Annotated in this window: 12 protein-coding genes; all 12 read right to left on the bottom strand. The window is 47.4% G+C overall.

Features of this window, described 5'->3' with window-relative positions; genetic code table 11:
• Positions 1 to 4: 4 nt before the first annotated feature.
• A complete protein-coding gene (tilS, locus tag AKJ31_RS09610) occupies positions 5 to 1,324 on the bottom strand; it encodes a tRNA lysidine(34) synthetase TilS (protein WP_053408879.1) in 1,320 nt (439 codons plus the stop codon).
• Between the two features lie 96 nt (positions 1,325 to 1,420).
• Entirely contained in the window at positions 1,421 to 2,380 is a 960-nt protein-coding gene (accA, locus tag AKJ31_RS09615) for an acetyl-CoA carboxylase carboxyl transferase subunit alpha (RefSeq protein WP_053408880.1), read from the bottom strand.
• Positions 2,381 to 2,416: 36 nt separating this feature from the next.
• The gene (gene dnaE, locus AKJ31_RS09620; RefSeq protein ID WP_053408881.1) at positions 2,417 to 5,896 is read right to left on the bottom strand and encodes a DNA polymerase III subunit alpha; all 3,480 of its coding nucleotides are present in this window, start codon (positions 5,894 to 5,896) and stop codon (positions 2,417 to 2,419) included.
• Between the two features lie 105 nt (positions 5,897 to 6,001).
• Positions 6,002 to 6,619: a ribonuclease HII gene (rnhB, locus tag AKJ31_RS09625; RefSeq protein WP_053408882.1), complete on the bottom strand. Its 618-nt coding sequence runs from the start codon at positions 6,617 to 6,619 to the stop codon at positions 6,002 to 6,004.
• 2 nt (positions 6,620 to 6,621) lie between these two features.
• Positions 6,622 to 7,770, bottom strand: coding sequence for a lipid-A-disaccharide synthase (gene lpxB / locus AKJ31_RS09630; RefSeq protein WP_053408883.1), 1,149 nt, complete (start codon positions 7,768 to 7,770; stop codon positions 6,622 to 6,624).
• Between the two features lie 87 nt (positions 7,771 to 7,857).
• Complete coding sequence (gene lpxA / locus AKJ31_RS09635) at positions 7,858 to 8,646, bottom strand: acyl-ACP--UDP-N-acetylglucosamine O-acyltransferase (protein WP_053408884.1); 789 nt, start codon at positions 8,644 to 8,646, stop codon at positions 7,858 to 7,860.
• A gap of 1 nt (position 8,647) precedes the next feature.
• Positions 8,648 to 9,100 carry a 3-hydroxyacyl-ACP dehydratase FabZ gene (gene fabZ / locus AKJ31_RS09640; protein WP_053409095.1) on the bottom strand — a complete coding sequence of 151 codons (453 nt, stop codon included), beginning with the start codon at positions 9,098 to 9,100 and terminating at the stop codon, positions 8,648 to 8,650.
• 171 nt (positions 9,101 to 9,271) lie between these two features.
• Complete coding sequence (gene lpxD / locus AKJ31_RS09645) at positions 9,272 to 10,303, bottom strand: UDP-3-O-(3-hydroxymyristoyl)glucosamine N-acyltransferase (protein WP_053408885.1); 1,032 nt, start codon at positions 10,301 to 10,303, stop codon at positions 9,272 to 9,274.
• Positions 10,304 to 10,309: 6 nt separating this feature from the next.
• Positions 10,310 to 10,819: an OmpH family outer membrane protein gene (locus AKJ31_RS09650; protein WP_053408886.1), complete on the bottom strand. Its 510-nt coding sequence runs from the start codon at positions 10,817 to 10,819 to the stop codon at positions 10,310 to 10,312.
• A gap of 16 nt (positions 10,820 to 10,835) precedes the next feature.
• Positions 10,836 to 13,247, bottom strand: coding sequence for an outer membrane protein assembly factor BamA (gene bamA, locus AKJ31_RS09655; RefSeq protein ID WP_053408887.1), 2,412 nt, complete (start codon positions 13,245 to 13,247; stop codon positions 10,836 to 10,838).
• A gap of 39 nt (positions 13,248 to 13,286) precedes the next feature.
• Complete coding sequence (rseP, locus tag AKJ31_RS09660) at positions 13,287 to 14,645, bottom strand: sigma E protease regulator RseP (RefSeq protein ID WP_053408888.1); 1,359 nt, start codon at positions 14,643 to 14,645, stop codon at positions 13,287 to 13,289.
• Complete coding sequence (ispC, locus tag AKJ31_RS09665; protein WP_053408889.1) at positions 14,642 to 15,850, bottom strand: 1-deoxy-D-xylulose-5-phosphate reductoisomerase; 1,209 nt, start codon at positions 15,848 to 15,850, stop codon at positions 14,642 to 14,644. Before ispC ends, rseP begins: the two co-directional genes overlap by 4 nt.
• Between the last annotated feature and the right edge of the window lie 7 nt (positions 15,851 to 15,857).

A 15,857-nucleotide genomic window follows, 5' to 3' on the forward strand; every position in this document is an offset into this window, starting at 1 on the left:
ATTTTTACACAACTATTGAGCACTTGTCCCAGATAAGTTCACAATCCTGACCTGTAAATTGATGATCAATAAACAAATCTGCTATCGCGGCAACATTATCGCCACACATCAGAATCGGCATCCGGCGGCGTTGCCAACTTGGCACCCCGTATTCTTGAAACAGTTTTTTTAACTTACGGCTGTGTCCGCGCTCAGCCGGATGTGCACTCAACCCCTCTGGGTTAAAGGTGATTTTTAGCTCTCCCTGCGCTAGAGCATGCTGAGACAAATGTCCCGCAGAACACGATTTCAGTAACAAATGACCTAAATTATCTGGCAACGATAATACTTGATTGATAGTAACAGCTGATTGCCAGTCGGTAATATCTGCGTATTTAGTGACGGTGTATAACCGATTGGAAAAGCGGCGAACTTGCCCATCGGCTAGGTTTAAGCTTGGATTTGCATCCTGTTTTGCCAGCGCGACTTGATGCCAGATCTGTCCGAGGTGCTCACGACTTGGCATTCGGATGTTCTGCTGCGCCAGCCACATTCGAATCAGTCTTGCACGAGATAACTCACTTACCGAGCTCAACAATGTGATATCCAGACTGCCGTCTTTTGCTACTCCCGCCTGTAACTTGTCTTGAAGCAGCTCTTCAATCAGCAGCTCCTGTTCAGCGCATAACTGAGCACTGCGATTGACCGATTGAGCAAAATGCGGCCACCGCTGAGTTAGTAGTGGCGAGATTTGATGGCGAATAAAATTACGGTCGAAACGGGTGTCTTGGTTACTTTCATCTTCCACCCACTGCAAACCTTGTTGCAGGGCATAGCGTTCAATTTGAGCGCGGCTCACGCTCAAGAGTGGACGCACAATGGTTGCCGCCCCCAACGCGGTTGCTTCCCCCATCGCGGACAGACCTTTGGGTCCACTGCCACGTTTGAGTGCCAGTAAAAAGGTTTCCACCTGATCGTCACTATGTTGCCCGGTCAGCAGTAAATCATTCGCGTCAAGATGTTGTCTCAGCGCTTGGTAACGCGCCTCTCGCGCACACGCTTCAAGGCTTTCTCCATTGGAGTTGAGCTGGACATGCTCGGCAATAAAATCGATCCCTGACTGTATCGCCCATGTTTGGCACTTTGCCAACCAGTCGTCGGCGTTGGAACTCAAGCCATGGTGCACATACACCGCAAGGCAATCTGCCTGTTTTTCATCCTTATATTGCGCTAACAAATCCAACAAGACTCGCGAATCAACCCCACCACTGAACGCCAGAACAATACGCGTATTCGGGGCATAGTAGCGGTCAATGATGGTAGAAAAAGTCTGATAGAGATTCATAACGCCGTGTCGGAAAAATATTTGGCTTAAGTCTATACCCAAAAACAAAAAGGCTGAACCTAAGTTCAGCCTTTTTCAAATCATTACGTCAGTTTATCAGCAGTAACCGTAGCTCATTAGACGCTGGTAACGACGCTCAAGTAGTGCGTCAGTGTCGAACTGTTCTAGCTCTTCTAGCTGCTTAAGTAGATTCGCTTTCATGTTCGCAGCCATCTTAACGTGGTCGCGGTGCGCACCACCTAGAGGCTCTTCGATGATTTGGTCGATAAGCTCAAGCTCTTTCAGGCGTGGAGCCGTTAGACCCATCGCTTCTGCAGCTTGTGGCGCTTTATCTGAATCACGCCATAGGATAGATGCACAACCTTCTGGAGAGATTACTGAGTACGTTGAGTACTGAAGCATGTTTACGTAATCACCCACACCGATTGCTAGTGCACCACCAGAACCGCCTTCACCAACAACGTTACAGATTACTGGCACTTTAAGACCAGCCATCACTTTTAGGTTCTTCGCGATTGCTTCAGACTGACCACGCTCTTCCGCGCCAACACCTGGGTAAGCACCTGCGGTGTCGATGAAAGTGATGATAGGCATGTTAAAACGCTCAGCCATTTCCATCAGGCGTAGCGCTTTACGGTAACCTTCTGGCTTTGGCATACCAAAGTTACGTTTTACTTTCTCTTTTGTCTCACGACCTTTTTGGTGACCAATAATCATCACTGGGCGGCCGTTTAGACGCGCCATACCACCAACAATCGCTTTGTCGTCTGCGTATGCACGATCACCAGCGAGTTCTTCGAATTCAGTAAATACGTGCTCAATGTAGTCAAGCGTGTATGGACGTAGCGGGTGGCGAGCAAGCTGAGCAGTTTCCCACGCACCAAGGTCGCTAAAGGTCTTTTTCTTAAGCTCTAAGCTTTTCTTCTCTAGTTGTTCGATCTCTTTATCCAGATCTACGCCAGAATCACCACCATGACGAGATACGTCGCGAAGTGCTTCAATCTTAGCTTCTAGTTCTGCGATAGGCTTTTCAAATTCTAAAAAGTTCAGGCTCATCTATAGATCCTTTTTGATTCGGTACTTTGACCGAATTTAGTTAAATTCGAGTTCTACCTGGCCTTTCCCAAGTAGCTGTTTTAAATCATCTAATAATGCGTCGCTTGGCGTTACTCGCCATTCTGTACCTAACGTTAAACGTGCTCGAGCATCGCTACGTTGGTAGTATACATGGACAGGAACCGTCCCCGCCCTATGAGGCTCTAGAATTTTACTAAAGCGCTCAAAAAACTGGCCGTCGATTTGAGATTCATCAATCGAAACAGATAATCCGCGCGCATATTTTTCGCGTGCAGCGCCAAGGTCCATAACCTCACGCGCCGACATTTTAAGACCACCATTGAAATCATCAAAGCTGACCTGTCCCGAAACGACCAAAATTCTGTCAGTTTCTAGCAGTTCCGCATATTTTTCCAGCGCATCGGAGAATAACATCACTTCCATACGACCACTTCGGTCGTCCAAGGTCATGATACCGATTCGCGTACCGCGCTTGGTTGTCATTACTCTAGCAGCAATCACCAGACCTGCCACTGTAACACTTTGATCGCGCCTTGTCGGGGTCGCGTCTTTTAGTCGACAACTGGTGTACTTACCTAGTTCCTTCAGATAAGCATTTACTGGGTGTCCGGTCAAATACAGGCCGAGTGTCGAGCGTTCACCTTCAAGCCATACCTTTTCAGGCCAAGGCTCAACTTTAATGTATTTATGTTCGACTTCTTCCGGCGCTTCGGTCAATACGCCAAACAAGTCACTTTGACCAAACGCTTCGGCTTGGTGGTGTTGGCTTGCCGCTTTTACCGCATCATTCAATGACGCCATCATCGCAGCGCGGTGTGGACCAAGACGGTCCAGCGCGCCCGCATAAATCAGTTTTTCAATCACGCGTTTGTTGACTTTTTTCAAGTCAATTCGCGCACAGAAATCAAATAGATCTTTGAAATGGCCGCCTTTATTACGCGCTTCTAAGATCGCTTCAATTGGGCCTTCACCAACACCTTTAATCGCACCGATACCGTAGACAATCGCGCCATCTTCATCCACGTTAAAGCGGTATAAGCCCGAGTTGATATCCGGTGGCAGCACTTTGAGCTTCATACGGAAACATTCATCAACAAGGCCGACGACCTTCTCGGTGTTATCCATATCGGCGGTCATTACTGCTGCCATAAATTCAGCTGGGAAGTGCGTTTTCAGCCACAGTGTTTGATAAGAAACCAGCGCGTAGGCGGCAGAGTGCGACTTGTTAAAGCCGTAACCCGCGAACTTTTCTACCAAGTCGAAGATCTTCATCGCCAGTTCGCCGTCGATGCCGTTCTTCACCGCACCTTCTTCGAAAGTAGCACGCTGCTTAGCCATCTCTTCCGGCTTTTTCTTACCCATTGCACGACGCAGCATGTCCGCGCCACCCAAGGTGTAACCAGACAAGACCTGCGCAATCTGCATGACCTGTTCCTGATACAGGATGATGCCGTACGTTGGATCTAGGATCTCTTTAAGTGACTCGTGTTGCCATTTTTCATCTGGATAAGAGACCGCTTCACGGCCGTGCTTACGGTCGATAAAGTTATCTACCATGCCCGACTGCAGTGGACCTGGGCGGAACAAGGCTACCAGTGCGATGATATCTTCGAAACAGTCAGGTTGTAGGCGCTTGATCAGCTCTTTCATACCACGCGATTCCAACTGGAATACCGCGGTAGTTTCGGAGTTTTGTAGCAATCGGAATGACGCTTCGTCTTCGAGTGGAATTGACTCAATACGAACCGGAGGTTTGCCCTCTTTTTCCAAACGTGGATTAATCAACCCCAACGCCCAGTCGATAATGGTCAGGGTTCGTAGCCCCAAGAAGTCAAACTTAACCAGACCAGCGGTTTCTACGTCATTCTTATCAAATTGAGTAACCGGGAAGTGGCCTTCCGCGTCCGCATAGATTGGCGCGAAGTCGGTAATCGTGGTGGGTGAAATTACAACCCCCCCTGCGTGCTTACCAGCGTTACGTGTACAGCCTTCAAGAATGCGACACATATCGATCAGTTCTTTGACTTCTTCGTCGGCTTCATACAGCTCTGGCAATGCTGGCTCGGCTTTGAAGGCTTTTTCAAGCGTCATCCCTGGGTCTGGCGGTACCAGTTTTGAAATGCGGTCAACGAAGCCAAACGGATGACCTAGTACACGGCCAACGTCACGAATTACCGCTTTGGCTGCCATAGTACCGAAGGTGATGATCTGCGATACCGCATCACGGCCATACATTTCCGCTACGTGGTCGATCACGCGGTCTCGCTTATCCATACAGAAGTCGACGTCGAAATCGGGCATCGAAACACGTTCTGGGTTAAGGAAACGTTCGAATAGCAAATCGTATTCAAGCGGGTCCAAGTCAGTGATTTTCAGCGCGTAAGCCACGAGAGAACCGGCACCCGAACCACGCCCCGGACCAACTGGAATATCGTTATCTTTCGACCACTGGATGAACTCCATTACGATCAAGAAGTAACCTGGGAATCCCATGTTGTTAATCACTTCGAGTTCGACTTTCAGACGTTCATCGTATTCTGGGCGGCGTCTCGCACGTTCTTCTTCGTCTGGGAATAGAAACTCGAGTCGCTCCTCTAAGCCTTCTTCCGATTTCTTCACCAAGAACTCGGTCTCTTCCATCCCTTCAGTTGGGAATGCAGGCAGGAAGTATTCGCCAAGACGCACTGTCACGTTACAGCGCTTAGCAATCTCAACACTGTTTTCTAACGCTTCAGGAATATCTGCGAACAACTCGCACATCTCTTCTTCGCTACGCAGGTATTGCTGAGGGCTGTAGTTCTTTGGTCGACGAGGGTCTTCTAAGGTGTAGCCGTCGTGGATCGCAACTCGAATTTCGTGGGCGTCAAAAAATGATTCGTCCAATATCACCACATCATTGGTGGCGACAACCGGTAACTCGACTTGCTCAGCCAATTCCAACGCAAAGTGCAGATAGCTCTCTTCGTCCGCTCTGCCCGTACGCGTTAACTCAAGATAAAAGCGGTCAGGAAAATGCGTTTTATAGAATTCGACACAGCTTTGCGCGATAGCTTGGTTGCCTTTCAGCAGCGCTCGACCAATTTCACCGCTTTTACCACCCGACAAGATAATCAAGCCTTCCGCCAGTTCGGCTAACCAGGCCTTATCAATCACAGGTTGGTGCTGCACGTGACCACGAAGGTATGCTTTCGAAATCAATAAGGTCAGGTTTTTATAGCCGGCATTATTGGCAGCAATGACCGTCAGTTTGGTAAGCTCGTCGCCAAACTCATCGGATTGCATCGCAAAATCGGCGCCAATGATGGGTTTGATACCGCAGCTATGCGCCGTGCCGTAAAACTTCACCAAACCACATAGGTTAGTAAAATCGGTCAGGGCAACGGCGGGCATTCCCATTTCAGCCACTTTCTTAACCAAAGGTGGCACTTTGGAAAGGCCATCAACCATGGAAAAGTCACTGTGTACTCGAAGGTGGATAAACTTAGGATCTGACATGAATGGTTCCGCAAATAGTGCTTAATCGGAAAGATAATCTCGGTATTTTACGTGATATAAGATCGGAGATATACCCTAATTCCGTAAGCGATATCTCCGTTTGACTTATTCTAGACCAAGGGCGCGCTTCACTGGTTTGAAACTCTTACGGTGTTGGTCAATCACGCCGTGCTGCTCGATGGCTTCAAAGTGGGCTTTGGTTGGATATCCCTTGTGTTTGGCAAAACCAAATTCAGGGTGCTGCTTATCTAATTCTTCCATTTCTTGGTCGCGGACGACTTTGGCTATAATCGACGCGGCGCTGATTTCTGCCACGCGTAAATCGCCTTTAACGACAGCCTGCGATTGCATTGGCAATTGTGGGCAACGGTTGCCATCAATCAATACCAAATCCGGAGTCACGTTCAAACCTTCGACCGCACGCTGCATCGCCACCATAGTCGCTTGCAGGATGTTGAGTTGGTCGATCTCTTCTGGAGAGCAACGTCCCACAGACCAAGCGAGTGCTTTCTGTTTAATTTCAGGTAACAAAGCTAAGCGCTTCTTCTCTGAGAGCTTTTTCGAGTCATTTAACCCTTCGATTGGGTTGTTCGGATCCAGAATAACCGCTGCGGTGACCACGTCGCCGACCAAAGGCCCACGCCCGACTTCATCGACACCCGCCACCAACTGATAGCCTTGCGGGTACTCAAATGGGGGAAGTTCTTTGTTTTCTTTTGTCATAACTATTCGTAATCTTTGCCAATCAAATGGAGAACCGCTTTTGCCGCTTGTTTATCGGCATCTTTGCGGATCCAATGGTGCATTTCAGTAAACTTGTCGACCATTTGGTTGCCTTCTTCACCAAGCAAGCGTTCCACTTCAGCCGCGAGGTTATCGACCGTGCACTCTTCCTGAAGAAATTCTTTAACCAGCTCTTGGTCGGCTAAAATGTTTGGCAGAGAAACGTATTTTGTTTTCAGCATCTTACGCGCAAGAAAAGCGGTAAATGCATTAACTTTATAACCCACCACCATCGGACGTTTAATCAACATACATTCGAGTGCAACCGTACCCGAAGCAAGCATCACGGCATCAGAGGCGGTAATCACATTACGCGCGGTGTCGTCAACCAACTTGAATTCCAACTCCGGCGCAAACTCTTGCCAAGCTTGCTCAAACTGCTCTCTGCGCTTTTGATTAACCAAAGCGACAACAAAGCCAAGTTCTGGGTACTTTTGTTTAAGTTTCTGACAAGTTTCGATGAAAGGCTGAGAGAGCATTTTCAGTTCGCTGCCACGGCTTCCCGGCAGAACCGCAAGCCATGTTTTGTCTTGCTCCAGACCCAGTAACTCACGCGCTGGCGCTTTTTCAGAGACTAACGGGATCGAATCAGCAAGCGTATGGCCAATGAACTCACACGGCACCTTGTATTGGTCGTAAAACGCTTTCTCAAACGGTAGAAATGCCAGCACTAAATTGGTTGCTGCTTCAATTTTGAAAATGCGCTTTTGACGCCATGCCCAAACCGAAGGGCTCACGTAGTGCACAGTTTTGATCCCGGCTTGCTTGAGGTCTAACTCCAATCTCAAGTTGAAATCAGGTGCATCAATACCAATAAAGACGTCTGGTGGGTTATCGGTGAAGAACTTCACAAGCTCCGCTTTCACTTTCAACAGGCGCGGTAAACGACCAAGCACTTCAACCAGCCCCATGACGGCCAACTCTTCCATATCGAAAAGTGACTGACAGCCTTGCGCGATCATTTTAGGTCCGCCGATACCGACAAACTCTGCGTCAGGATACTGCTGTTTAACGGCTTTGATAAAGCCTTCGCCTAGCGTGTCACCTGACAATTCGCCAGCGACAATGCCTACTCGTAATGGTCTGTCCATATCCAATCATTCAACTCTATTGGTATAAAAACACAAAAAGACCGTAACCTAACGGCTACGATCTTTTTAATCAATCACTTACTAAGCTTAGCGAATAACGCCACGCTCAGAAGTTTCCACGAAGTCTAGGAAGTGCTTAATCGATGGCCATTGTTGTGCCATCTCAGTTAAGACTTCTTTTGCTTCTGCTTGAGTTTTACCTGAACGGTAGAACTCTTTGTATGCGTTGCGCAGTGCTCGCAGCTCGTCTTTCTCAAAACCGTTACGCTGCAGGCCAACCAAGTTAAGACCAAATGGTGTCGCGTGATTACCTTGCGCCAAAACATAAGGTGGTACGTCTTTTACGACCGCAGAACAGCCGCCAACGTAACTAAACGCGCCCACTTTACAAAATGGGTGAATTGCCGACAGCGCCATAACACCCGCTGAGTCTTCAACGGTCACGTGACCGCCAAGGATCGCATTGTTCCCAATATGAGTGTTGTTACCAACAATCACGTCGTGGGCGATATGAGCGTTAACACAAAGCAGGTTGTCGTCGCCGATCACCGTAGTTGCTTTGTCTTGCACAGTACCACGGTGGATCTGTACCGCTTCACGGATAACGTTGCGGTCACCGATAACAACCGTCGTTTCTTCGCCACCGTACTTCTTATCTTGGTTTTCTTCACCAATTACCGCGTGAGGAAAGATGCGATTTTCTTTACCAATGGTCGTACGACCTTTGATAACCACATGAGACATAACCTCTGTACCCTCACCGATAGCAACAGTACCAGAAATGTATGTAAATGGACCAACAGTCACATTCGCAGCTATGGTTACATCACCCTCGATAACCGCTGATGGGTGAATTTGAGCAGATTCATGAATCATATTAAAACTCTCGGCGAGCACATTTAAGTTCTGCAGAACATACTACGTCACCGTCAACTTTCGCTACACCGTTAAATGCAGCAATGCCGCGACGCTCTTTTACAAATTCTACTTCGATCACTAGTTGGTCACCTGGAGTCACAGGCTTACGGAATTTTGCACCGTCTACGCTAGCGAAGTAGTACAGCTCATTCTCTGTTGGAGCACCGAACGATTTAAATGCCAGCAGACCCGTTGCCTGTGCCATTGCTTCTAAGATCAGTACACCTGGGAATACAGGTAGCTGAGGGAAATGACCTGTAAACTGAGGTTCATTCACTGAAACGTTCTTAATTGCCGTTAGGTATTTTTCTTCTTGGTAATCCGTTACGCGATCAATCAGTAAGAATGGGTAGCGATGAGGTAACAGTTCCTGAATTTCAGTGATGTTCATCGTTTTCTTTTCAGTAGTCAAAGTCATATTCCTATGTTGAATGCTAAGGTGTGTTGAAATTTCGCAGCGAAACCCAGTCGGTTGTAAACACCATCTAGAAAGGGTAAACACACCCAATATGTTATTTTTTTAGTGGCAGCATTATAGACGAAAAAGACCCGCACTTCGCGAGCCTTTTCAATCAGAAAGGGATTATGACTCCTCTTTCTGCTCCATTAGCTTCTCGACAGCTTTCAGGCGCTTGTTCATTTCGTCAATACGATGAACACGAGTAGCCGTCTTTCGCCACTCTTTATTGGTTTGCAATGGAATACCCGAAGAGTACATACCTTTCTCTTCGATACTACGCATCACCATCGCCATACCAGTGATCGTTACACCATCAGTGATTTCAATATGACCATTAATCACTGACGCGCCACCGATAATGCAATACTTACCAATCTTAGTGCTGCCAGCAACAATCGTACCACCAGCCATGGCAGTACCATATCCGATGTGTACGTTGTGTGCGATCTGCATTTGGTTATCAATAATGACGTTATCTTCGATGACCGTATCGTCCAACGCACCACGGTCAATCGTGGTACATGAACCAATTTCCACGCGGTTACCGACGCGAACCGTACCAAGTTGAGGGATTTTAATCCATTCGCCTTTGTCGTTAGCGTAGCCGAAACCGTCAGAGCCGATGACGGTATTAGCTTGAATCAAACAATCGCTACCAATAACCACTTCATGGTAAATACTAACGTTTGCCCAAAGTTTAGTGTTAGCACCGATAGACGCATTTTTACCGATAAAACAACCTGCACCGATCACTACGTTGTCAGCAAGTTCAACGCCTGACTCAATCACCGCATTAGCACCAATTGATACGTTCGCACCCATTTTTACGTCGGCCGCCACAACCGCTGACGGAGCAATCTGCTCAGCAGGACTTGGCGTCGTATCTAGAGCTTGCGCGACTTTTGCAAACGCAACGTACGGGTCATCGACAACTAAAGCGTTGCCAACACAAGCTTCTAGCTGTGCTTGTTTAACCATCACAACAGTCGCTTTACATTCTGGTAAATGCTTCGCGTATTTTGGATTAGACAAGAAGGTCACGTGACCTTCTTGCGCTTTGTCCATTGGCGCAACCATAGTAACTGTGGCTTCTGCATCCCCGTGCAGCTCGCCCCCGGTAATGTTAGCCAAATCGGCCAAAGAAATTGTAGTCATAATTTATTATTTAAGTTGTTTGATTACTTTTTCTGAAATGTTGTATTCAGGCTTGCCGTATTGCATTGCTTGGATATCAACGATTAGGTCGTAACCTTCTTTTTCAGCCACTTTCTTAACTGCGTCTTGAATAACTTTAAATAGTTTTTGCTTCTCTTGCGCTTCGCGACGAGCAGTTGCTTGCTCTAGAGCTTGAGCTTTTACTTTGTATTTGCTGTCTAGCTGAGCGATCTCAATACGCAGTTTTTCGATCTGGTCGTCGCCAAGCAACTCACCATCACGCTTAAGCTTTTCAATTTTAGTCTTAGCTTGAGCTTGAATTGATTTTAGTTCATCAACCTTGTCTTTGAACTCGCTTTGCATTTTTTGAGCAACAACTTCACGCTGAGGAAGAGCTTGGAATACTTGCGCTGTATTTACGTAGCCAACTTTTTGCGCCGCTTCAGCAGCATTTGCAAACATTGAAGACGTCATCACTAGAAGGCTTAGACCAGCCGCTTTAATCATTTTATTCACTATATTTTCCTCTGTATTAGAAGGTTCTTCCGATGGTGAAAGTGAAGAATTCTTCATCATCACCTTCGTATTTTTCGATTGGTTTCGCTACCGAGAACACCAATGGTCCCATAGGAGACATCCATTGCAGCGCTGCACCGTAAGATGCGCGGTAGTTTGTCGGATCCGAGTAATCATCGTAGTAACGTTGGCCGTCGTAGGCTGAGTCATAATCAAACTCGGTATCCCAAACACTCGCCGCATCGATAAACACACTGGTACGGATTTGGCTGCGCGCTTCGTCAGAAGCAAATGGTGTTGGAACAATCAGTTCCATACTTGCCAACGCCACGGCGTTACCACCAACCGAGTCATCCGTTGCGTTCACACACGAATCGGTAGAACACAAAATCGGGTTACTGTTAACTGTGTATACTGCTTTTGGACCCGCACTGTTCGAGCGGAAACCACGTAAGGTAGTAAAACCACCTGCGTAATAGTTTTCATAGAATGGGAACAAGTTGTCGTTACCATCCGTTTGGCCATAACCATTACCGTAACCTAAACGACCACGCATCAATAGCGTAAATTCATGTTTCTTGGTTAGCGGAATGTACTGACGTACGTCGTATTGCACTTTAAAGTACTGCGCGTCTGAACCCGGTACCGTCGCTTTCGCAAAAGCACGTTGGTAGTTACCCGCCGTTGGGAAATAACCACGGTTCAAGTTGTTACGCGTCCAAGCGACGTTAACGTCAAAATCGTTGGTGATGATATCGCCGTCTGCTTGGTCGATACTTTGGGCAAATAACTGCGCCTGATCGTAAGTCGGTACATTACCGATCTTGTTGTGGGTATAGCCAACACCAAACTCAAAACGGTTCAGTTCATCAAACGGGAAACCCCAAGTTAAACTGGTGCCGTAACTTTCGTTGGTATAGTCAACGATGCCCGCTTCTTTAGCTTCAAACTGGTTGTAGAAAACTTTACCGCCCAAGCTGACACCATCAAGGTTCCAGTATGGGTCGCGGTAGTCCAAGCTAACGTTTTTCTGGTAGTCGTTCATCATCGCGCTGACACCAACGCGGTTACCCGTACCCAAGAAGTTATCTTGTTGCAGACCGACCTGGAAGCTCACACCTGACTCAGTACCATAACCGATACCAAAGTTAATGCTGCCTGAGTTTGCTTCTTTAACGCTGTAAACCAGATCGACTTGGTCTTCACTGCCTGGAACACGCACAGTTTGCACGTCAACCGTTTCAAAGAAACCTAAGCGGTTAAGACGGTTTTTGCCTGTTTCAATCGACTTAGAGTTCAGCCAACTGCCTTCCATTTGACGCATTTCACGACGCAACACTTCATCTTTGGTCGCGTTGTTGCCGACAAAGCGGATATCACGCACGTAAATTCGCTTACCAGACTCAACGTTAACCACCAGTGAGACTTCTTGAGTTTCATCGTCAAACTCTGAAATGGTACGGACTTGCGGGTACGCGTAACCTGCTTCACCTAGTTGTCGCTTAACGTTTTCTTCTAGGCTTGTTACCGCAGAGCCGTTATACAGCTCACCCATTTCAAAGGTAACCAGTTTCTCAAACTCTTCTTCTCCAGACGGAAGGTCACCGCGGAACTTCACATCCTTAACGGTGTAAGGCTTGCCTTCGTCTAATACTAAGGATACGTATACGCCCTTTTTGTCAGGAGAAATTGAGACTTGAGTAGAATCTATCTTAAATTTCAGATAACCACGGTCGAGGTAGTAGGATTTCAGTGCTTCCAAATCCCCTGCCAATACCTGCTTCTGGTACTTATCATCTGCAAGGAAGTTCCACCATGAGACATCAACGTTAAGCTCAAAACGGCTCAAAAGTTCGTCATCGGTAAAGACTTCGTTACCGATAAAGTTGATTTGTTGAATCTTGGCAGAAACGCCTTCAGAGAAGACAAACTTAAGGTCAGCACGGTTTCGTGGTAGTGGTGTCACTACCGCTTTTACGTTCGCGTTGTATTTACCAACACTGTAGTAAAAGTCTTCCAAACCTTTTTCGATGTTTGCCAACGTAGTGCGATCGAGCGCTTCGCCCACACGAACATCTGACGCTTCTAAATTTTGCGTTAACTGCTCTTCTTTGATCGCTTTGTTGCCAGAGAAAGAAATACTGGAAATCGTTGGACGTTCTTTAACTTGAACGACAAGTACATCACCTTCGCGCAGTACTTTGATATCTTCAAAGTTACCCGACGCATACAGCGCTCGGATGATCTGTGAAACATCTTGATTGCCAATCGAGTCACCGATACGTACTGGCATATTCAATAATGCCGCACCTAACGTAACACGTTGTAAACCTTCTACCTGAATATCCTGAACAACAAAGTTCTCAGCACCATTTGCGCTTACACTAGTTGCTAGCAACGTGGCAAACAGAATCTTTTTCATCGCCATATGTGTTTTAGTTATTCCTTACTACAACCTTTGCCTCGTTTAAAGACGAGCAAAATCATTGAAAATCGCCACTGCCATAAGAGAGAAGATAATTGCCCCGCCGATGCGGTATCCCATTTCCTGGACTTTTTCAGGAACAGGACGTCTGATTACAGCCTCAATAGCAAAAAACAATAAATGTCCGCCATCCAACATCGGTAACGGTACAAGGTTAATGATCCCTAAGTTAACACTAATCAGCGCTAGAAAGCCGAGGAAATATACCAGTCCGTAGTCGGCGGTGGTTCCTGCTCCTTTCGCGATTGAGATTGGTCCGCTCAGGTTGTTTAATCCTACATCGCCAACAATCAGCTTTTTCAACATACTGATGGTTAGCCCAATCACTTGTCCGGTTTTTTCAATCGCTTTGCCGACTGACTCTACAGCGCCAAACTGTAAGTCAAAACGGTAGCTTTCAGGCCACTCTGCTACTTCTGGAGCGATGCCTGCAAAACCAATTTCACCTTTACCCTTAACCTCACGACTGTCAGGAATAATGGTGATGTCGAGACGTTCAGCCTCACGTAAAATTTCTAACTGCAACGATTTATTGGGGTGTTGCTGGATCGAGTCGACAACTTGTTGCCAGCCAGTGATGGCTTGTCCGTTAATTGCGACTATCGTATCCCCTACTTGCAAACCAGCACGCGCTCCCGCACTGTCTTGCGAGATGTTCACTAGCTTGGTTGAGATTTCTGGTGTGAATGGCACAAATCCAAGCGCTGACATAGCAGACTGCTGCTCGGGGTCAAAGTTCCAATCCGTTAAGTCAAATGTGAGGGTTTGCTCAACTCCAACGCCATCTGCAGGGGCGACCGTCATGGTTAGACGATCATCGCCGATATGAGAAATCAGCCCCATATTGACCGATTCCCAGTCTGCGGTTTTGACGCCAGAAATAGACTTAAGTTCCATCCCTTGTTCTAACCCTGCATCCGCAGCAATAGAATAAGGGGTAATTGGACCAACGACAGGTTTTACCGCTGGTACGCCGATGATAAAAACTAACCAGTAAGCAACGATGGCGAACAAGAAGTTAAACGCTGGGCCTGCGGCCACAATCGCGCTACGCTTCCATAATGGCTTTTTATCGAAGGCAAACTGCTGTTCAGACTCCGGCACATCATCTACGCGCCCGTCCAACATTTTGACGTAACCACCTAACGGAATCACCGCCAGGCTGTATTCTGTACCGTCTTTACCGACTTTGCTCCAGATGGATTTACCAAAACCGATAGAAAACTTTTCTACTTTGACACCACAACGACGCGCCACCCAAAAGTGGCCAAACTCATGAACGGCGACCAGAATACCTAATGCGATAATGAAAGAAACAAAGTTCCACAAGATACCTGTCATAACTTACGCTCACTCACTATCTCGGTAGCTAATACCCTTGCCATTCTATCTAGCTCGAGAATGCTTTCCAAGTCGCTACAGTGCGCGCGAGTCGAGCCAGCACACACTTTCGACAGAACCGCTTCATTGACAACCGCGATATCGGTGAAAGAGAGTGCTCGGTCTAAGAATGCAGCGACTGCTACCTCGTTAGCCGCATTCAACGCGGTCGTTGCGTGTTGCCCTTCGTAACAAGCATCAATGGCTAATTTCAAGCAAGGATAACGGTTAAAGTCTGGAGCAAGGAAGGTCAGTTCTCCGACTTGTGTAAAGTCGAGCGGCGCCACACCAGCCGAAACTCGATTTGGATAAGACAGCGTCAATGCAATCGGCGTCGCCATATCCGGCTCACCCATTTGCGCCAGCACGGAACCATCTTGGTACTGCACCATGGAGTGAATCACCGACTGCGGGTGGATAACCACTTTCAGCTGCTCGCGAGAGGTATTAAACAACCATTTAGCTTCGATGTATTCTAAGCCTTTGTTCATCATGGTTGCGGAATCGACTGAGATTTTTGGTCCCATTGACCAGTTTGGATGCGCGATCGCCTGCTCAGGAGTTACGCTACTAAGCGTATCGATATCACAGTAACGGAAAGGGCCACCTGAACCGGTCAAAAGAATATGTTGAATGCCTTCTTGCCCGAGGTCACAGCGACCGAGGTTAGTCTGAATCTGGCTTGGTAAGCATTGGAAAATCGCATTGTGTTCACTATCGACAGGCATTAGCTCGGCGCCCGAGTGCTTGACCGCATCGATAAACAGTTGCCCAGACATCACAAGCGCTTCTTTGTTGGCCAATAAAACGCGTTTACCCACTTTGACCGCCGCCATCGTCGGTAACAAGCCTGCCGCACCGACAATCGCTGCCATGACGGTGTCCACCTCATCCATCGCAGAGACTTGGCACATAGCGTCCACACCTGCCAGCACTTCGGTATTCACTTTCAGCTCTGACAGTTGGTGTTTTAGCTGTAGCGCCGCATCGTCACACGCCATGACTGCGTATTTTGGCTGCCACTTCTGACACAGTTGACGCATTTTTTCGACGTTGCTTCCTGCTGCCAACGCAACCACAGAAAACTGCTCAGGATTTTGTTCGATAACTTTAAATGTACTCGCACCGATAGAGCCAGTAGCACCAAGAATTGTTAACTTACGCATAGCAAGA

The sequence above is a fragment of the Vibrio hepatarius genome (assembly GCF_001274785.1).
GTDB classification, from domain to species: Bacteria; Pseudomonadota; Gammaproteobacteria; order Enterobacterales; family Vibrionaceae; genus Vibrio; species Vibrio hepatarius.